Source organism: Agromyces mediolanus (genome assembly GCF_023715325.1).
In the GTDB taxonomy this organism is placed as follows: Bacteria; Actinomycetota; Actinomycetes; order Actinomycetales; family Microbacteriaceae; genus Agromyces; species Agromyces mediolanus_A.
This window is the reverse complement of record NZ_JAMBNX010000002.1, coordinates 309,217-327,233: the sequence shown is the minus strand read 5'-3', so window position 1 is coordinate 327,233 and position 18,017 is coordinate 309,217. Positions and strand designations below refer to the sequence as shown.

Genomic DNA, 18,017 nt, shown 5'->3' with positions numbered 1-18,017 from the left:
TCGGTCGCTCAGACGAGCGCGGCGCGAGACGCCACGATCTGGACCGAGTTCTGCTGCACCGAGAGGAAGCCGTCCTCCGCGTTCGCGGTGAGCTTCTCCCCTCCGTCCAGCGTCACGCGGACCTCGCCACCGGCGAGGATCGCGAGCATCGGCTCGTGACCCGGCAGAATGCCGATCTCGCCTTCGACGGTCTTCGCGACCACCATCGCCGCCTCGCCCGACCAGACTTCCTGGTCGGCCGAGACGACGCTCACATTGAGGGCGGCCATGATCAGCCGTTCTCCTTCTGGATCTGCGCCCACTTCTCTTCCACGTCGGAAATCGAACCGACGTTGAAGAACGCCTGCTCGGCGACGTGGTCGAAGTCGCCACGGGAGATGGCGTCGAACGACTCGATCGTGTCCTTCAGCGGAACGGTCGAGCCCTCGACACCCGTGAACTTCTTCGCCATGTAGGTGTTCTGCGAGAGGAACTGCTGGATCCGACGTGCGCGCGACACGGTGATCTTGTCTTCCTCGGAGAGCTCGTCGACACCGAGGATGGCGATGATCTCCTGCAGCTCCTTGTTCTTCTGGAGGATCTGCTTGACCGTGGTCGCGACGCGGTAGTGGTCGGCGCCCAGGTAGCGCGGGTCCATGATTCGCGAGGTCGAGGTCAGCGGGTCGATCGCGGGGTACAGACCCTTCGACGCGATCTCACGCGAGAGCTCGGTCGTCGCGTCGAGGTGCGCGAACGTGGTGGCGGGGGCCGGGTCGGTGTAGTCGTCGGCCGGCACGTAGATCGCCTGCAGCGAGGTGATCGAGTGACCGCGCGTCGAGGTGATGCGCTCCTGAAGGATGCCCATCTCGTCGGCCAGGTTCGGCTGGTACCCCACCGCGGACGGCATGCGGCCGAGGAGGGTCGAGACCTCCGAGCCCGCCTGCGTGAAGCGGAAGATGTTGTCGATGAACAGCAGCACGTCCTGCTTCTGGACGTCGCGGAAGTACTCGGCCATGGTGAGGGCCGACAGCGCGACGCGGAGACGCGTGCCCGGCGGCTCGTCCATCTGGCCGAAGACGAGCGCGGTCTTGTCGAAGACGCCCGCCTCCTCCATCTCGTGGATGAGGTCGTTGCCCTCACGGGTGCGCTCGCCGACCCCGGCGAACACCGACACACCGCCGTGGTCCTGCGCGACGCGCTGGATCATCTCCTGGATGAGGACGGTCTTGCCGACGCCCGCACCACCGAACAGGCCGATCTTTCCACCCTGCACGTACGGGGTGAGGAGGTCGATCGACTTGATGCCGGTCTCGAAGAGCTGAGTCTTCGACTCGAGCTGGTCGAAGGCCGGGGGCTTGCGGTGGATCGGCCAGCGCTCGGTGACCTCGATGGTCTGCCCGGGCTCGAGGTTCAGCACCTCGCCGATCACGTTGAAGACCTTGCCCTTGGTGACGTCGCCGACGGGCACCGAGATCGGCGAGCCGGTGTCGGTGACCTCCTGGCCGCGGACGAGACCGTCGGTCGGCTTCAGCGCGATCGCCCGGACGACGTCGTCGCCGAGGTGCTGGGCGACCTCGAGCGTCAGGGTCGTGGTCTCGCCGCCGATGGCGACCTGCGTGGTCAGGGCGTTGTAGATCTCGGGGATCGAGTCGTGCGGGAACTCGATGTCGACGACCGGGCCCGTCACGCGGGCGATCCGGCCGACCGCGACGGCCTGGTCAGCGACCATGTCGATGGTGTCAGTCATTCTGCTCACTCTTTCTGGATTGCTACTTGGCGACGACGAGCGCGTCCGCGCCGCCCACGATCTCGGAGATCTGCTGCGTGATCTCGGCCTGGCGAGCGTTGTTCGCGAGGCGGGTGTAGTCGGTGATCAGCTTGTCGGCGTTGTCGGAGGCCGACTTCATCGCCTTCTGCGTCGCGGCGTGCTTGGCGGCCGCCGACTGCAGGAGCGCGTTGAAGATGCGGCTCTCGATGTACACCGGCAGCAGCGCGTCGAGCACCGTCTCGACGTCGGGCTCGAACTCGTAGAGCGGCTGCACCGTGGCATCCGGCTCTTCGACGCCCTCGACCACCTCGAGCGGCAGCAGACGCACGACCGTCGGGGTCTGCGTCATCATGCTGACGAAGGTGTTGTACACGACGTGGATCTCGTCGACGCCGCCGTCGGCCGCATCGCGGAGGAAGGCCTCGAGCACGGCGTCGGCGACTTCCTTCGCCAGCTCGAACTCGGGGTTCTCCGAGCTGCCCGTCCACTGCTGTTCGAACGCACGGTGCCGGAACTGGAAGTATCCGACCGCCTTGCGTCCGACGAGGAAGTACACCACCTCTTTGCCCTGCGAGCGGAGGAGCTCGGCGAGCTCCTCCGCCTCACGCAGGACCTGCGAATTGAAGGCGCCGGCGAGGCCTCGGTCGCTCGTGAGGATCACGACGGCCGCTCGCTCGATCTTCTCGGGCTCGGTCGTCAGCACGTGATCGACGTTGGAGTACGTCGCCACGGCCGAGACGGCACGGGTGATGGCACGCGAGTACGGCGACGACGCCGTCACTCGGGCCTGCGCCTTCTGGATGCGCGAGGCGGCGATGAGCTCCATCGCCTTGGTGATCTTCTTCGTCGTCTGGGCAGACTTGATCTTCTGCCGGTAGACCCGAAGTTGCGCTCCCATGTCTCTCCTGTATCCCTGGTGACCTGGCTAGATCGCCGGATGCCTCAGCGGCGACCCTTGACGATCTTCTCCTGGTTGACGTCTTCCTCGGCGATGGCCTCGAACTGCTCGCTGCCGACCGAGGCGAGGGGCTTGCCCTCACCGGTCTGGAACTCGCTCTTGAAGGTCGAGATCGCCGATTCGAGCTTGGCGATGGTCTCGTCCTCGAGCTTGTTGGACTCGCGGAGCACCGTGAGGGCGTCCGAGTTGCGGCGCAGGTAGTCGAGGAACTCCGACTCGAAGCGCAGAATGTCCTCCACCGGGACCTCGTCCAGGTGGCCCTTCGTGCCGGCCCAGATCGAGACGACCTGGTCCTCGACCGGGTACGGCGAGTACTGCGGCTGCTTCAGCAGCTCGGTCAGACGTGCGCCACGGGCGAGCTGACGACGGCTGGCCGCGTCGAGGTCGGACGCGAACATCGCGAAGGCCTCGAGCGAGCGGTACTGGGCCAGCTCGAGCTTCAGCGTGCCGGAGACCGACTTGATCGACTTGACCTGCGCGTCACCGCCGACTCGCGAGACCGAGATACCCACGTCGACCGCCGGGCGCTGGTTCGCGTTGAAGAGGTCGGACTGGAGGAAGATCTGGCCGTCGGTGATCGAGATCACGTTGGTCGGGATGTACGCCGAGACGTCGTTCGCCTTGGTCTCGATGATCGGCAGGCCGGTCATCGAACCGGCGCCGAGCTCGTCGGAGAGCTTGGCGCAACGCTCGAGCAGACGCGAGTGCAGGTAGAAGACGTCGCCCGGGTAGGCCTCGCGGCCCGGCGGACGGCGGAGGAGCAGCGACACGGCGCGGTAGGCCTCGGCCTGCTTCGACAGGTCGTCGAACACGATGAGGACGTGCTTGCCGGCGTACATCCACTGCTGGCCGATGGCCGAGCCGGTGTACGGCGCGAGGTATTTGAAGCCCGCCGGGTCCGAGGCCGGCGCGGCGACGATGGTGGTGTACTCCATCGCGCCGGCTTCCTCGAGGGCGCCCTTCACGCTCGCGATGGTCGAGCCCTTCTGGCCGATCGCGACGTAGATGCAGCGGACCTGCTTGGTCGGGTCGCCCGACTCCCAGTTGGCGCGCTGGTTGATGATCGTGTCGATCGCGATGGCGGTCTTGCCCGTCTGGCGGTCGCCGATGATCAGCTGGCGCTGGCCGCGGCCGACGGGGATCATGGCGTCGATCGCCTTGATGCCGGTCTGCATCGGCTCGTGCACGCTCTTGCGCTGCATGACGCCGGGCGCCTGGAGCTCGAGGGCGCGACGGCCGTCGATGTCGGTGATCTCGCCGAGGCCGTCGATCGGGTTGCCGAGCGGGTCGACGACACGGCCGAGGAAGCCCTCGCCCACCGGGACGGACAGGACCTCGCCCGTGCGGGTGACCTCCATGCCCTCCTCGATGCCGGTGAACTCGCCGAGCACGACGACACCGATCTCGTCCTCGTCGAGGTTCTGAGCCAGACCCAGGGTGCCGTCGGCGAAGCGGACGAGCTCGTTCGCCATGACCGAGGGCAGGCCCTCGACGTGGGCGATACCGTCGGCCGCGTCGGTCACATACCCGACCTCGGTCTTCTGCGCCGCGCCAGGCTCGTACGCCTGAGCGAACTCCGAGAGAGCCGAGCGGATCTCATCGGGGCTGATGGAGAGTTCTGCCATTGCCTTTTCCTTTTCCTGGGCTGGCCTGTACCGCGGTACAGCTACTGATGTGTCGCGGCGCGGGACGCCGGTCGTTGTCGTCCGGCGTCAGCCGGCAAGCTTCTGCCGCAGCTCGTTGAGGCGGCTGGCGACGCTGCCGTCGATGACCTCGTCGCCGATCTGCACGCGGACTCCGCCGACGACGGCGGGGTCGACGATGGTGTCGAAGCGGATGGCACGGCCGGCCTGGGCGGCGAGGCCGCGCTCGAGCCGGGCGAGCTGCTCGGCGGTGAGCGGGACGGCGGTCGTGACGGTCGCGACCTCGAAGCCGCGTTCGTCGGCCACCACGGATGCGGCACCGCGGAGCATCTCGCCGATGCGGCGGCCGCGGGGCTGCTGCACCAGGTGACGAACGATGACCACCGTCGCGGGCGAGGCCTTGCCGGTGAGGAGGCGGTCGACGAGCGCCGCCTTCGGCTCGGGGCCGCCGAGCTTCGAGCCGAGCGCGAGCTCGAGCTCGGAGTCGCCCGCGACCGTGCGGTCGAAGGCGAACAGCTCGGCGTCGACCTCCGCGTCGCCCGACGTCCGGGCGGCGACCCGGATGCCGAGCTCTTCGGCACCCGCGAGGAAGTCCGCGGCGTTCGACCAGCGGCTCGACGCGGCGCTCACGAGGAGCGAGGCCGCGCCGGCCGAGATCTTCCCGCCGAAGACCGACTCGACGAGTGCGCGCTTCTGCGCGGCGTCCGCCTCGTTGTCGGTGAGTGCGGTGCGCAGCTGCGGCGTGGCACCGATCACGCGAACGGCGGCGAGCAGTTCGCTCGCGACCGACAGCTCGGCCGGGCCGAGCGCACCGAGTGCGGTGCGCGTGGCGGCCAGGGCCTGGGTCGTGGCGCTCCCCATGGGCTAGTTCTTCCCTCCGGCGGTGGCCGTGTCGGCCTCGAGATCGGCGAGGAATCGGTCGACGACCGCCTTCGCCTTCGCGTCGTCGGACAGCGTCTCGCCGACCACGCCCGAGGCGAGGTCGATCGCGATGGTGCCGACCTCGCTGCGCAGCGAGACGAGCGCCGACTGACGCTCGGCCTCGATCTGCGCCTGCGCGCTCGCGGTGACGCGAGCGGCCTCGGCGACCGCGGTGTCCTTGGCTTCGGCGACGATCTGCTTGCCGTCTTCGCGGGCGGTCTCGCGGATGCGACCGGCCTCAGCGCGCGCGTCGGCGAGCTGAGCGGTGTACTCCTCGAGGGCCGCTTCGGCCTTGCGCTGAGCCTCGTCGGCCTTCGCGATGTTGCCTTCGATGGCCTCGCCGCGCTCGTCGAGCATCTTCTGGACGCGCGGCAGCACGTACTTCCAGAAGAAGACGAGGATGATGACGAAGCAGACCGACGACCAGATGATGTCGTACCACTCCGGGATCACCGGGTTCTGCGTCGACTCCTCCGTCGCAGCCTTGAGTACTGCGTGAAGCACAGTGGCCTCCTAACTCGCTGCGGAAGGGGACTAGTTGGTGAAGATGAAGTAGGTGGCGATACCGATGAAGGCCAGCGCCTCGGTGAAGGCGATACCGATCCACATCAGCACCTGGAGGCGGCCGGCGAGCTCGGGCTGGCGGGCCACGCCCTCGATCGTCTTGCCGACGACGATGCCCACGCCGATGGCCGGGCCGATGGCAGCGAGGCCGTAGCCGACCGTCGCGATGTTGCCGTTGATCTCAGCGAGAACGGTGGTTGCGTCCACGTTGGGGTTTCCTTTCTTAGGGATTGGTGTGGGCGGTTGCCCGGCTCAGTGCTCTTCTGCGACCGCGAGCTGGATGTAGACCGCGGTGAGAAGAGCGAAGACGTATGCCTGCAGCACGGCGACGAGGATCTCGAAGAGGGTGAACGCCAGGCCGAAGGCGAGGCTGCCCACGCCCAGGAGCTTGAACAGCCCGGGCGCCGTGAAGAAGAAGAACTGCGTGGCCGAGAAGAAGAGCACGAGCAGCAGGTGGCCGACGATCAGGTTCATCATGAGTCGCAGCGTCAGCGTGACGGGGCGGATGATGAACGTCGAGATGAACTCGATCGGCGTGACGATGATGTACACCGGCCACGGCACCCCAGCGGGGAAGAGCGCGTTCTTGAAGAAGTTCTTCGGGCTCTTGCGCACACCGGCGTAGATGAACGTGATGTACGAGACGATCGCGAGCACCAGCGGCACACCGATGACCGAGGTGCCGGCGATGTTCAGGAACGGGATGATGCCCGTGATGTTCATGAACAGCACCATGAAGAACATGGTGGTGAGGATCGGCAGGAACCGCTTGCCGTCCTTCTTGCCGAGCAGGTCTTCGGCGATGTTCACGCGGACGACGTCCAGACCCATCTCGACGATGCTCTGGAAGCGGCCGGGGACGACGCGCATGCGGCGCGTGCCGAGCCAGAAGAGCAGGAGGAGCGCGGCGACGGCGACGAAGCGCACCAGCATGATGCGGTTGATCTCGAACGGCGTGTCCTCGAACAGGAACGGGCCCGGGAAGAATTCGCCGATCGACGGCCCGTGGAATTCACCATCATCGGTTGACATCGGAACCAGCAGGTTCACAGCGTGTGCTAGCAGCGCGTTCTCCTGTTTCGGGGCGTGGAGCGGGGCTCTCGCGACGACGAACATCGGATACGGTTTTGCACACGCGTAAGCGGCGCAAACCGTAGGGGATCGCCGTCTACTCTAGCAATACTTCTACATCGAGACGAATTCGCCGTAGCCGGGTGTTTCCCCGAGATCAGTCCTCGGTGGGGGCCTTCGGGAGCTCGACATCGCTCGCGTAGGGCAGTCGCGACCGTGCGACGACGAGCACGTCGACGACGAGCGAGGCGAGCACGCCGGCCACGATGCTGAGGAACAGCACGGTCGGATCGAGCCAGTCGACACCGCGCAGGACGACGACCAGCACGATGAAGACGATGAACTTCACGAGCCAGCCGCCGAGCACGACGCCGAAGAAGATGCCGACGAAGAGGTCGCTGTTCGCGTATCGGTTGGCGAGCAGGATGCTCGCGGACGTGATGCCCATGAAGAGCACGGCCATCACCGTGCCGATGAGGGCGCTCACGAGGCCGGGGACGCCGGCGAAGATCAGCCCGAGCACCGAGCTCACGACGAGGATCACGGCGGCCAGCAGGCCGCCCCACGTCAGCGCTCGGCGGAGCACCGGGTTCGAGGTCGGCGTGCGGTCGGCGGGGGCGTCGGCGTTCATCGGGCTCCTGTTCCGGGGTCGCCCGATTCTACCGAGGGCGTCGCTGCGAGTTCGTCGAGCCCGTCGGCGTGCACCGGCTCCTCCGTCTTGCCGTCGATGGAGTTGACCGGCCCCTCGACCGGGCGCTCCTCGGCGGCCACCGTCAGCCGCTTGCGCCGACCGAGCGGGGCGAGGGTGAACACAGTGCACACGACGAAGCCGACCCCGAGGAACACGAAGGCCCACAGCACGTCGATGTCGAAGTAGACGGGGAACACGTACGTGAGGAGGCAGCCGACGGACGCGACGGCCGTCCAGCCGTAGAAGATGAGGACCGCGTTCAGGTGGCTGTGCCCCATGTCGAGCAGCCGGTGGTGCAGGTGCTTGCGATCGGCGGCGAACGGCGACTTGCCGGCCCGCAGGCGGCGGACGATCGCGAGGCCGAAGTCCAGCAGCGGGATGAGCAGCACGATGAACGGCAGCAGGATCGGGATGAACGCGGCGAAGAGCTGCTCGAAGCCGACGCTGCCGGGATTCAGCTGGCCCGTCACCGAGATGGCCGAGGTCGCCATCAGGAGGCCGACGAGGAGCGCTCCCGCATCGCCCATGAAGAGCTTCGCCGGTCGCCAGTTCAATGGGAGGAAGCCGGCGCAGGCGCCGACGAGCGCGACCGCGATGACCGAGGCCAGGTTGAAGTAGTTGGTCGGCGAGGTCTGCTGCACGAGCAGATAGGTGTAGACGAAGAACACGCCGTTGGCGATGAGCGTGACGCCGGCGACGAGGCCGTCGAGCCCGTCGATGAAGTTCACCGCGTTCATCACGAGCACGATCGCGAACACCGTCACGGCGGCCGACATCCAGGACGAGCCGACCGTGATCCCGCCGATCGGCAGCGAGACGATCGAGACCCCCTGCCAGGTGATCAGCCCGGCGGCGATGAACTGGCCCGCGAGCTTCGTCATCCAGTCGAGGTCCCAGAGGTCGTCGGCGACGCCGATGAGGACGATGAGCAGGGCCGCCCCGAGGATCGCGAGCACCTGGCCCGGGTTCTGGAAGATGATCGCGATGTTCGCGAACCGCGTCGAGCCGAGCGACGAGACGAACCAGGCCGCCCCGAACGCGGCGAGCACGCCGATGAACATGGCGATGCCGCCGAGCCGCGGCGTCGGCCGCGTGTGCACGTCGCGCTCGCGGATCTTCGGGTACAGCCGGTACTTCAGGCTGAGCCGCCAGACGACGACCGCGCACCCGAAGGTGACGAGCGCGGCGAGGAGCGCGAGCGCGACGAACAGGGTCATGAGCGGGCGGCGTCCGTCCCGTCGGCGCCGGCCTCGGCCGGGCTCGAGGCATCGGCGGCGGAGTCCGCGTCCACGATCGGAGCGAGGAGCTCCTCCCCCACCACCTCCGCGATGCGCTCGCGGGTGATGACGCCGGCGCGGGCGATGCGCAGCGGCCCGCCGCTCGCGAGCGCGGTCGCGTCGACGATGGTCGACGAGAGGTCGCCGGGGCGCTCGCCGACCGCCTCGTAGCCGGCGCCGCTCGGCCCCGCCTCGAGGTACACCGCGACCGAGTCGCCGAGCATGGCCTCGGCCTCTGCGGCCGTGGTCGCGCTCGGACGCCCGGAGAGGTTCGCCGAGGAGACCGCGAGCGGTCCCGTCTCGCTCAGCAGCTCGAGCGCGATCGGGTGCGACGGCATGCGGAGCGCCACGGTGCCGCGGGTCTCCCCCAGGTCCCACTGCAGCGACGGCTGAGCCCGGAGGATCAGGGTGAGGCCGCCCGGCCAGAACGCCGCGACGAGCTCGCGGACCGCGTCGGGCACCTCGGCCGCCAGGGCGTCGAGCGTCGGGATGCCGGGCACGAGCACGGGCGGCGGGGAGGTGCGCCCGCGGCCCTTGGCCTCGAGCAACCGCTGCACGGCAGCCGGTGCGAAGGCGTCGGCCGCGAGCCCGTAGACGGTGTCGGTCGGCAGCACCACGAGCTCGCCCCGGCCGATCGCACCCCTGGCGAGGCGCATTCCGGTGAGCAGCTGGGCGTCGACCGAGCAGTCGTAGATGGCAGTCATGACCTGCCGATTCTAGTCCGGGCGCCGGGGTGCCGCGGGCCTCCGGCCGGGTGCGGCGGATGCCTCGGGCGACCCGCGCCCGAGGCATCCGCCCGTCGTCTCGCTCAGCGGCGGCCGGCCTTGCGCCGGAACAGCCAAGCACCCCACACGGCCGCGACCAGCACGATGCCGACGCACCAGGCCAGCGCGATCCACCCGGTGTTGCCGAGCGGCGTGCCGAGGAGGAGGGAACGGATCGTCTCGATCACCGGCGTGATCGGCTGGTGCTCCGCGACCGGCCGGAGCCAGTCCGGCATCGTGGCGACCGGGACGAAGGCGCTCGAGACGTAGGGCAGGAAGAGCAGGATGAAGCCGTAGCCGTTGGCGGCCTCCGGGCTCGAGGCGGCGAGGCCGATCGCCGCGAACAGGTAGGTGATCGCGAGGATGTACAGCGCGACCACGCCGAACATCGCGACCCAGTCCAGCGGGCCGGCGCTCGGCCGGAAGCCGACGAGGAGCGCCACGCCGATGACGACGGCCGTCGCGAACAGGTTCCGGATGACGCTCACGATGACGTGCCCGGTGAGTACGGCCCCGCTGCGCAGCGGCATCGTTCGGAAGCGCTCGATGATGCCGGTCGTCATGTCGCGGGAGACCGAGACGGCCGTCGAGGACGCGCCGAAGCCCGCGCAGAGCAGGATGATGCCGGGCACGACGTAGTCGACGTAGCCGCCGCTCGGGTCGATCGCCTGTCCGAAGATGAAGGTGAACATCAGCATGAGCATCACGGGCAGCGCGACGGCCATCAGCAGCGCCTCGGGGTCGCGGAGCTCCTGGAGGAGGCTCCGGGTCACGAAGACGCGTTCGGCGACGGTGCCGCGGATGCGCGGCCGCAGGCTGCGCGACGGCACGGTGCGCGACGGCACGGCCGGCGTGCCGCGCGACGGCAGGGTGGGGGCGTGGGCGGTCATGGTCGTCCTTCTTTCGTCGAGTCGTGGTTCGTCGAGTCGGCCGGTCACTTGGTCTCGAGCAGCTCGCCGGCAGGTGCGGCGGATGCCTCGGCCCGGCCACGGGTTCCGTCGCCGGTGATCGCGAGGAACACGTCGTCGAGGCTCGGGCGTCGGATGCCGATCCGCGCGCCGGGCACGGCGCCGAGCTCGCTGCGGTCGAGCTCGTCGATGGCGCGTCGGAGCGCGTGCACGCTGCCGTCGGTCGGGATCTCCCGCAGCAGCTCGCCGCCGGCGTCGCGGAGCTCGACGAGCTCGCCCCCGACGCGCGCCTTGAGCTCGGCGGCGGTGCCTTCCGCGGCGATCACGCCGCGATCGAGCACGGCGATGCGATCGGCGAGGCGATCGGCCTCCTCCAGATACTGCGTGGTGAGGAAGACGGTGGTGCCGGCATCGGCGAGCGAGCGGATGATCGCCCAGAGCTCCTGCCGACTCCGGGTGTCGAGGCCGGTGGTCGGCTCGTCGAGGAAGAGCACCGGAACGTCGACGACGAGGCTCAGCGAGAGGTCGAGGCGTCGGCGCATCCCCCCGGAGAAGGTGCTGACGCGCCGCTTGGCGGCCCCGTCGAGATCGAACCTGGCGAGCAGCTCGGCGGCCTTCTCGCGCGCCGGCCTCCGCCCCAGCCCGGACAACCGCCCGAGCATCACCAGGTTCTCGATCGCGGTGAGCTCCCCGTCCACCGCGGCGGACTGGCCGGTCAACGCGATGCGCCGCTGCACCTCGCCGGGCGCGGTGCGCACGTCGGCGCCGGCGACGGTCGCGTTCCCGGTGTCCGGCCGGACGAGCGTCGTCAGGATGCCGATGGTCGTCGTCTTGCCCGCGCCGTTCGGGCCGAGTAGCGCGAAGATACTGCCCACCGCGACCGCGAGATCGAGTCCGGCGAGCACTTCGGTGCTGCCGAACCGCTTCCGCAGTCCGCGGGCTTCGATGGCGAGTTCCACGGGTGAGTCCCTTCGTCGAGTCGTCTGCGTATGTCGCAAACTGTTTATGTTACCTACCGTTGTTTAAGTAATACACAGTTCTAGACTGTGGTCAAGCCGAATCGAGGAGTGCCGAGTGAATCAGCCCGAGCCATCCACCGACCCCGAGCTGCCCCGCGGGGTGGCCCTGGCGTGGGGCGTCGCCGCGCATCCGCAGCGCGGCCCGAAGCGCGAACTCTCCATCGAACGGATCGTGGAGACGGCGATCGAGCTCGCCGACGCCGAGGGCCTCGCCGCCGTCTCGATGAGCAAGGTCGCCACCGCTCTCGGGTTCACCACCATGTCGCTCTACCGCTACGTCACGAGCAAGGACGACCTCGTCCTACTGATGCAGGAAGGCGCGAGCCTTCCCGTGCAGCCCAGCGAATCGGTCGAACGGGACTGGCGAGCCGGGGTCACCGCGTGGGCGCTCGGCATCCGCTCGACGTACCGCGAGCACCCCTGGCTCGTCGACATCCCGGTCTCCGGCGCCCCGATCACGCCGAACAGCCTGCAGATCGTCGACTGGTTCCTGCACGAGGTGCGGGAACTGCCGCTGAGCGACGGCGAGAAGATGTCGGCCCTCCTCCTGCTCACCGCGTACGTGCGCGCCACGAGCGCACAGGACCGCGATCTCCGGGCCGCCGCGCGCGAGCCCGGCGCGACGGGCTCAGCGGCGTTCGCCGCGCTCGCGGAGCTCGTGACACCGGAGCGCTTCCCGTCCCTCAGCCCGCTGTTCGCCGCCGGCGGCTACGTGCCGCCGGTCGAGGACCTCGATGAGGACATCGACACGGACTTCACCTTCGGCCTCGAGCGCATCCTCGACGGGCTCCAGTACCACCTCGACCGGATCGCCGCAGCCGGGTCGGACGGGCCGGAGGGGCCGGCCGCGCCGGACGGGCCGGCCGGGCCGTCGACGGATTCCGCAGCCGGGGCCGCCGCGGAACCGGACCCCCTCCTCGTCCTCCCCCGCGACCCCAAGGTGCGCGACGCGGCGAAGGCGCGGAAGGAGGCCGAGCAGAAGGTCCGCGAGGCCGAGAAGGCCCTGCGCGACGCCCGGAAGCGGGAACGCGAGGCAGTGAAGCACGCGCGCGAGCGCGAGCAGCACGCCAGGGAGAAGGAGCTGCAGGCGAAGCAGAAGGCCGCGCGCCAGGGCTGAGCTCCGCCGAGGGATGCCCGCGGACCAGGGCAGGGACCGGCAACTGCCGCGCCCGCCCGGTTCAGCGGAGGGCGGTCGTCGCCCGGTCGCGAGCGGTGAGGTCGCGATGATGGGAGATGCCGCGCCAGCCGTCCCCGGCCAGCAGCGCCGCGATCGGCGCCGCCTGCAGTTCCCCGTGCTCGATGACGAGCATGCCCCCCGGCCGCAGCAACCGCAGCGCGCGCTGCGAGAGCACGCGAACGATGTCGAGCCCGTCGACCCCGCCGTACAGCGCCATCGCCGGATCGTGCAACCAGACCTCGGGGTCCCGCGGCACCGCCTCGTCGGGCACGTAGGGCGGGTTCGAGATCACGAGGTCGACGGCGCCGTCGAGCTCGGGCAGCGCGTCGGCCAGGTCGCCGTGCACGAGGGTGAGGTTCGCGCCCGCGAGCTCCTCGACGTTCCGCCGCGTCCAGTCGATCGCGTCGTCGGACTTCTCCACGGCGTACACCCGCGCGTGCGGCACCTCCGTGGCGAGCGCGATCGCGATCGCCCCGCTTCCGCTGCCGAGGTCGACGGCGACCGGCTCCGGAGCGGCGACCGCCCGCAGCGCCTCGACGGCGAGCCCGGTCACCTGCTCGGTCTCCGGACGGGGCACGAACACTCCAGGTCCGACGTGCAGCTCGAGCGAGCGGAACGCAGCGCGCCCCGTGAGGTGCTGCAGCGGTTCGCGTCGCACACGGCGGGCCACGAGGCCGTCGAGCGTCGCGACCTCCGTATCGGGAACGTCGGCGCCCACGACGAGTTTCGCCTGGACGGCGCCGCGGCTGAGGCCCAGTACGTGGCCGAGGAGCAGCTCGGCATCGACCTCCGGGTCGGGCACGCCGGCGGCCGTCAGTCGAGCCACCGTCTCCTCTCGCAGCTGGCGCAGGGAACGGGCGGGCGCGTCGAACGGATTCACGCAATGGAATGTAACGCACACCCGGCTGTGAGAGTCCCGCCGTAGTCTGGCAACGCCCGACCCAGTTGCGCTCCGCAGCGCCCGACCCGTTGCTCTCCGAGAGGGGCTCCAGATGGCCAAGATCTACGACGACATCACCCGGACGTTCGGCGGCACCCCGCTCGTGCGCCTGAACCGGCTCACCGAGGGTGCTGGCGCCACCGTGCTCGCGAAGCTCGAGTTCTACAACCCGTCGGCGAGTGTGAAGGACCGCCTCGGGGTCGGCATCGTCGACGCGGCCGAGGCATCCGGCCAGCTGCAGCCCGGCGGAACGATCGTCGAAGGCACGAGCGGCAACACCGGCATCGCGCTCGCCCTGATCGGTGCGGCCCGCGGCTACCGCGTCATCCTCGCGATGCCCGAGACCATGTCGGCCGAGCGCAAGGCGCTGCTGAAGGCGTACGGCGCCGAGCTCGTGCTCACGCCGGGCTCCGAGGGCATGCGCGGCGCGGTCTCGAAGGCGGAGGAGATCGCGGCCTCGACACCCGGCGCCATCCTCGCTCGCCAGTTCGAGAACGAGGCCAACGTCGAGATCCACCGCAAGACGACTGCCGAGGAGGTCTGGGCGGACACCGACGGCGGCGTCGACATCTTCGTCTCCGGCATCGGCACGGGCGGCACGCTCACGGGGACCGGCCAGGTGCTGAAGGAACGCAAGCCCGAGGTGAAGATCGTCGGTGTGGAGCCCGCCGAGTCGCCGATCCTGAACGGCGGCGATCCCGGCCCGCACAAGATCCAAGGCATCGGCGCGAACTTCGTGCCCGCCGTGCTCGACCGCGAGGTCTACGACGAGATCATCGACGTGAACATCGACCAGGCGGTCGCCACGGCGCGCCGGCTGGGTCAGGAGGAGGGCATTCTCGGCGGCATCTCCTCCGGCGCGACGGTGTACGCGGCGCTGGAGCTCGCGAAGCGCCCGGAGAACGCCGGCAAGACGATCGTCGTGATCGTCGCGAGCTACGGTGAGCGCTACCTGTCGACGGTCCTGTACGAAGGTCTGCTTGACTGATCGGGTGACGATCTTCTCGCGCCTGAAGGAAGACCTCGCGACCGCCCGTGCGCACGATCCCGCCGCACGGGGCGGTCTCGAGGTCTTCCTCGTGTACTCCGGACTGCACGCCATCTGGACGTACCGGCTGACGCACCGGATGTGGCGCCGCCGCTGGCGCTTCCTCGCTCGGCTCGTCTCGCAGCTCGCACGCTTCCTCACGGGGATCGAGATCCACCCGGGCGCCACCATCGGGCGACGCTTCTTCATCGACCACGGAATGGGCGTCGTCATCGGCGAGACCACGGTCATCGGGGATGACGTGATGCTGTACCACGGCGTCACCCTCGGCGGGAAAGCGCCCCGAAACACCCCGCCAGGCACCAAGCGGCATCCCACCCTCGAGGACGGCGTGACGGTGGGCGCCGGCGCGAAGGTACTCGGCAACATCACGATCGGCGCGTGGAGCGCCGTGGGCGCGAACGCGGTCGTCACGAAGGATGCCCCGCCCCACTCTCTCGTCGTCGGGGTGCCCGCGACCGTGCGGCCGCTCTCGAACGCCGCCGCCGACGCCGCGCGCGGCGTGCACGATTGGCACTGGCAGATCTGACCCGGCCCCGGGGCAGCACCGAGCTGCCCGCACCGGACCGATTCATCGCCGCCGGGCGAGGCCGCTCGTGGGAAGCCCCGCGTCGAGCAGGGCACGCGCGAGGGGAACACCGCGCCACGCGTCCTGCCATCCCCATCGCACGCATCGCCACCCGGTGATCGCCCGAATCGCATCCTCTCTCCGTTTCTCGTCGATGACGGTTTCCGCCGAGTGCCGGCCGCTGCTGCCGTACTTGCCGATGCCGTCGGCCTCGCCCCAGACCCCCATGCCCGGCCAAGCGAAGTCGAGCCGTGCGGTTCGCCCATCGACGAGGCGCACCTCGTGCTGCGAGAGCGGCGGAGGAAATCCGTACTCCTCGAACCGCAGCCGGCTCAACGACTCGAGGGGGCTCTCCGCCAACGGGTCGGCGCGAGCGAGCACGGCGGCGACCCGGCGACTCCCCCGGAACGGGCGCCGGCGATCGAGGATCGCCACGAGTTCGTCGAGTGTGCAGCCCGGCCGGTCGTCACCCTCGAACCGACGACCGATCGCCGCATCCACCATCGCGAGCGCGGTCACGAGCGGTGAGCGGCGACCGACTTCGAGGACCGCGTCGGCGAGCGAGGTGAGCCTGATCCCGTCACGCGTCTCGATGATGGTGTCGGCACGCCGACCGAGCTCGACGACCCCGTTGCGGATGCGCCCGGAGGCGCCGCTCGCGAGGAGGGTCACCTGCGTCGGGATCGCGCCGACCGCCGGCATCCGGTGCAGCAGCGCGGACGTGTAGCCAGCGAAGACCGGGTGGTCGCGCTGGGCGGCCGCGGCGAACGCGGTCAGCAGGTGGCTTTCGGCTCCGCGCCGCGGCGGGTCGGCGCCGACCGGCGAGTAGACGCCCCGTCGCACACGCTGCACCTCGCCGGCGCGCACCGCCCGGAGAAGTTGCGCCTGCTGCCCCGCGTGCAGCACCACGGACGCGTGGATCAGCCGATGGCGATCGATCGGCAGGGGCGTGGATTCATGCGCATGGCTGGTCATCGCCCCAGCATCGGCCGTTTGAGAGGCCGTTCGGACGCTCGGACGACTTCCGTGGACGGCGCTGCCGGGCACGACGATGTGGAGGAGGGATGAAGCCGAAGCGCTTCGGCGCCGCGGGCTCAGGCCGCATACGTGGAGCGCCCGCACCCATCCCACGCACCTCCCGCACAGCCCAGGGCGTAGGGCCGAGGCATCCGCACCACTTCGACCGCCACGCGCCACTCCAAGTGGCGCAACGAGCACGAACTGGCGCACACCGCCATCACCGGTGCGGCGAACGGACCCCCAGCCGCGTACGTGGCGCGCCCGCGCCCCTCCCGCACAGCCCAGGGCGGAGGGCCGAGGCATCCGCGCCACTTCGACCGCCACGCGCCACTCCAAGTGGCGCAACGAGCACGAACTGGCGCACACCGCCATCACCGGTGCGGCGAACGGACCCCCAGCCGCGTACGTGGCGCGCCCGCACCCCTCCCGCGCACCGCAGGGCGGAGGGCCGAGGCATCCGCGCCACTTCGACGGCCACGCGCCACTCCAAGTGGCGCAACGAGCACGAACTGGCGCGGATGCCTCGGGGAGTCACCGGAGGTGGTGAGGGCCGTCAGCTCGCCGTCAGCCGCCAGGCAGCCGGTGTTCTCGGGCCGTCAGCGCGCAGCGCCCGCGCAGCCGCGCCTACTCGTCGCCGTGCGCGGCCAGCTGCGACTCCTCGTCGGCGCGGATGGCCGACTCGATGATGGGGTCGAGGGCGCCGTTCATGACCTGGTCGAGGTTGTACGCCTTGTACCCGGTGCGGTGATCGGCGATGCGATTCTCGGGGAAGTTGTAGGTGCGGATGCGCTCCGAGCGATCCATCGAGCGGATCTGCGACTTGCGGGCGTCGGAAGCGGCCGCGGCGAGCTCCTCCTGCTGCCGGGCGAGCAGCCGGGCGCGGAGCACGCGCATGGCCGCTTCGCGGTTCTGCAGCTGCGACTTCTCGTTCTGCATCGAGACGACGATGCCGGTGGGCAGGTGCGTGATGCGCACCGCCGAGTCGGTGGTGTTCACCGACTGCCCGCCGGGGCCCGAAGACCGGTAGACGTCGATCTTGAGGTCGTTCTGGTTGATGTCGACCTCTTCGGGCTCGTCGACCTCGGGGAACACGAGCACCCCGGTCGTCGACGTGTGGATGCGCCCCTGCGTCTCCGTCACCGGCACCCGCTGCACGCGGTGCACGCCGCCCTCGTACTTGAGGTGCGCCCACACCCCCTGCGAGGGATCGCTGGCGTTCGACTTGATAGCGACCTGGACGTCCTTGTAGCCGCCGAGGTCGGACTCGTTGCGCTCGAGCAGCTCCGTCTTCCACCCCTTGGACTGCGCGTACTGGATGTACATGCGCAGCAGGTCGGCGGCGAACAGCGCGCTCTCGGCGCCGCCCTCGCCGCCCTTGATCTCCATGATCACATCGCGCCCGTCGTCGGGGTCGCGCGGGATCAGCAGGCGCCGCAGCTTCTCCTGCGCCTCGGCGAGGGCGGCCTCGAGCGCCGGCACCTCCTCGGCGAACGCGTCGTCCTCCTTCGCCAGCTCGCGGGCGGCCTCGAGATCGTCGCCGGCCTGCACCCAGGTGTCGTGGGCGGCGACGATCTTCGAGAGCTCCGCGTAGCGCCGATTCGCCTTCTTCGCTCGAGCGGGGTCGGCGTGCAGCGCCGGGTCGGCGAGCTCCTGCTGGAGCGCGCCGTGCTCGGCGATCAGCGGCTGGACGGATTCGAACAT

At 69.6% G+C, this 18,017-nt stretch carries 19 protein-coding genes; 3 read left to right on the top strand and 16 right to left on the bottom strand.

What is annotated here, in order from left to right; genetic code table 11:
• Window positions 1-8: 8 nt before the first annotated feature.
• From M3147_RS05240 to M3147_RS05180, 13 genes are all read right to left on the bottom strand, one after another.
• Window positions 9-269 carry a F0F1 ATP synthase subunit epsilon gene (locus M3147_RS05240; RefSeq protein WP_251202420.1) on the bottom strand — a complete coding sequence of 87 codons (261 nt, stop codon included), beginning with the start codon at window positions 267-269 and terminating at the stop codon, window positions 9-11.
• 2 nt (window positions 270-271) lie between these two features.
• A complete protein-coding gene (gene atpD / locus M3147_RS05235) occupies window positions 272-1,726 on the bottom strand; it encodes a F0F1 ATP synthase subunit beta (RefSeq protein ID WP_251202419.1) in 1,455 nt (484 codons plus the stop codon).
• 22 nt (window positions 1,727-1,748) lie between these two features.
• A complete protein-coding gene (locus M3147_RS05230; RefSeq protein WP_251202418.1) occupies window positions 1,749-2,645 on the bottom strand; it encodes a F0F1 ATP synthase subunit gamma in 897 nt (298 codons plus the stop codon).
• A 44-nt stretch (window positions 2,646-2,689) separates the two neighbouring features.
• A complete protein-coding gene (atpA, locus tag M3147_RS05225; RefSeq protein ID WP_243568762.1) occupies window positions 2,690-4,330 on the bottom strand; it encodes a F0F1 ATP synthase subunit alpha in 1,641 nt (546 codons plus the stop codon).
• Between the two features lie 87 nt (window positions 4,331-4,417).
• On the bottom strand, window positions 4,418-5,209 hold the full coding sequence (locus M3147_RS05220; protein WP_251202417.1) for a F0F1 ATP synthase subunit delta: 792 nt from the start codon (window positions 5,207-5,209) through the stop codon (window positions 4,418-4,420).
• 3 nt (window positions 5,210-5,212) lie between these two features.
• Window positions 5,213-5,773 (bottom strand): F0F1 ATP synthase subunit B, encoded by a 561-nt coding sequence (locus M3147_RS05215; protein WP_243568764.1) that lies wholly within the window; start codon window positions 5,771-5,773, stop codon window positions 5,213-5,215.
• Between the two features lie 30 nt (window positions 5,774-5,803).
• On the bottom strand, window positions 5,804-6,040 hold the full coding sequence (atpE, locus tag M3147_RS05210) for an ATP synthase F0 subunit C (RefSeq protein WP_108390493.1): 237 nt from the start codon (window positions 6,038-6,040) through the stop codon (window positions 5,804-5,806).
• A gap of 45 nt (window positions 6,041-6,085) precedes the next feature.
• A complete protein-coding gene (gene atpB / locus M3147_RS05205; protein ID WP_251202416.1) occupies window positions 6,086-6,865 on the bottom strand; it encodes a F0F1 ATP synthase subunit A in 780 nt (259 codons plus the stop codon).
• Between the two features lie 196 nt (window positions 6,866-7,061).
• Window positions 7,062-7,535, bottom strand: coding sequence for a hypothetical protein (locus M3147_RS05200; RefSeq protein ID WP_251202415.1), 474 nt, complete (start codon window positions 7,533-7,535; stop codon window positions 7,062-7,064).
• Window positions 7,532-8,812 carry an MraY family glycosyltransferase gene (locus M3147_RS05195; RefSeq protein WP_251202414.1) on the bottom strand — a complete coding sequence of 427 codons (1,281 nt, stop codon included), beginning with the start codon at window positions 8,810-8,812 and terminating at the stop codon, window positions 7,532-7,534. The genes M3147_RS05200 and M3147_RS05195 overlap by 4 nt, the downstream gene beginning before the upstream one ends.
• Window positions 8,809-9,576, bottom strand: coding sequence for an L-threonylcarbamoyladenylate synthase (locus tag M3147_RS05190; RefSeq protein WP_251202413.1), 768 nt, complete (start codon window positions 9,574-9,576; stop codon window positions 8,809-8,811). The genes M3147_RS05195 and M3147_RS05190 overlap by 4 nt, the downstream gene beginning before the upstream one ends.
• A gap of 104 nt (window positions 9,577-9,680) precedes the next feature.
• A complete protein-coding gene (locus tag M3147_RS05185; RefSeq protein WP_251202412.1) occupies window positions 9,681-10,526 on the bottom strand; it encodes an ABC transporter permease in 846 nt (281 codons plus the stop codon).
• Window positions 10,527-10,570: 44 nt separating this feature from the next.
• Window positions 10,571-11,503, bottom strand: coding sequence for an ATP-binding cassette domain-containing protein (locus M3147_RS05180; RefSeq protein WP_251202411.1), 933 nt, complete (start codon window positions 11,501-11,503; stop codon window positions 10,571-10,573).
• Window positions 11,504-11,618: 115 nt separating this feature from the next.
• Here M3147_RS05180 and M3147_RS05175 point away from each other — a divergent pair, with 115 nt between their 5' ends.
• Complete coding sequence (locus M3147_RS05175; protein ID WP_251202410.1) at window positions 11,619-12,680, top strand: TetR/AcrR family transcriptional regulator C-terminal domain-containing protein; 1,062 nt, start codon at window positions 11,619-11,621, stop codon at window positions 12,678-12,680.
• Between the two features lie 61 nt (window positions 12,681-12,741).
• Here M3147_RS05175 and prmC read toward each other — a convergent pair whose 3' ends face one another.
• Window positions 12,742-13,620: a peptide chain release factor N(5)-glutamine methyltransferase gene (gene prmC, locus M3147_RS05170; RefSeq protein WP_439954184.1), complete on the bottom strand. Its 879-nt coding sequence runs from the start codon at window positions 13,618-13,620 to the stop codon at window positions 12,742-12,744.
• A gap of 112 nt (window positions 13,621-13,732) precedes the next feature.
• Here prmC and cysK point away from each other — a divergent pair, with 112 nt between their 5' ends.
• Window positions 13,733-14,668 carry a cysteine synthase A gene (gene cysK / locus M3147_RS05165; RefSeq protein WP_251202409.1) on the top strand — a complete coding sequence of 312 codons (936 nt, stop codon included), beginning with the start codon at window positions 13,733-13,735 and terminating at the stop codon, window positions 14,666-14,668.
• A gap of 4 nt (window positions 14,669-14,672) precedes the next feature.
• Window positions 14,673-15,257: a serine O-acetyltransferase EpsC gene (gene epsC, locus M3147_RS05160; RefSeq protein ID WP_243570875.1), complete on the top strand. Its 585-nt coding sequence runs from the start codon at window positions 14,673-14,675 to the stop codon at window positions 15,255-15,257.
• 42 nt (window positions 15,258-15,299) lie between these two features.
• Here the strand turns inward: epsC and M3147_RS05155 are convergent, their stop codons facing one another.
• Together M3147_RS05155 and prfA are read right to left on the bottom strand one after the other, a co-directional pair.
• The gene (locus M3147_RS05155) at window positions 15,300-16,271 is read right to left on the bottom strand and encodes a hypothetical protein (protein WP_251202408.1); all 972 of its coding nucleotides are present in this window, start codon (window positions 16,269-16,271) and stop codon (window positions 15,300-15,302) included.
• A 669-nt stretch (window positions 16,272-16,940) separates the two neighbouring features.
• On the bottom strand, window positions 16,941-18,017 hold the full coding sequence (gene prfA / locus M3147_RS05150; RefSeq protein ID WP_251202407.1) for a peptide chain release factor 1: 1,077 nt from the start codon (window positions 18,015-18,017) through the stop codon (window positions 16,941-16,943).

Bases quoted from the DNA above. Each gene is read 5' to 3' on its own strand.
- M3147_RS05220 (WP_251202417.1), bottom strand. From the start codon at position 5,209: ATGGGGAGCGCCACGACCCAGGCCCTGGCCGCCACGCGCACCGCACTC.
- atpA (WP_243568762.1), bottom strand. From the start codon at position 4,330: ATGGCAGAACTCTCCATCAGCCCCGATGAGATCCGCTCGGCTCTCTCG.
- M3147_RS05200 (WP_251202415.1), bottom strand. From the start codon at position 7,535: ATGAACGCCGACGCCCCCGCCGACCGCACGCCGACCTCGAACCCGGTG.
- atpD (WP_251202419.1), bottom strand. From the start codon at position 1,726: ATGACTGACACCATCGACATGGTCGCTGACCAGGCCGTCGCGGTCGGC.
- M3147_RS05230 (WP_251202418.1), bottom strand. From the start codon at position 2,645: ATGGGAGCGCAACTTCGGGTCTACCGGCAGAAGATCAAGTCTGCCCAG.
- cysK (WP_251202409.1), top strand. From the start codon at position 13,733: ATGGCCAAGATCTACGACGACATCACCCGGACGTTCGGCGGCACCCCG.
- M3147_RS05190 (WP_251202413.1), bottom strand. From the start codon at position 9,576: ATGACTGCCATCTACGACTGCTCGGTCGACGCCCAGCTGCTCACCGGA.
- prfA (WP_251202407.1), bottom strand. From the start codon at position 18,017: ATGTTCGAATCCGTCCAGCCGCTGATCGCCGAGCACGGCGCGCTCCAG.
- atpB (WP_251202416.1), bottom strand. From the start codon at position 6,865: ATGTCAACCGATGATGGTGAATTCCACGGGCCGTCGATCGGCGAATTC.
- M3147_RS05155 (WP_251202408.1), bottom strand. From the start codon at position 16,271: ATGACCAGCCATGCGCATGAATCCACGCCCCTGCCGATCGATCGCCAT.
- M3147_RS05185 (WP_251202412.1), bottom strand. From the start codon at position 10,526: ATGACCGCCCACGCCCCCACCCTGCCGTCGCGCGGCACGCCGGCCGTG.
- M3147_RS05195 (WP_251202414.1), bottom strand. From the start codon at position 8,812: ATGACCCTGTTCGTCGCGCTCGCGCTCCTCGCCGCGCTCGTCACCTTC.
- M3147_RS05240 (WP_251202420.1), bottom strand. From the start codon at position 269: ATGGCCGCCCTCAATGTGAGCGTCGTCTCGGCCGACCAGGAAGTCTGG.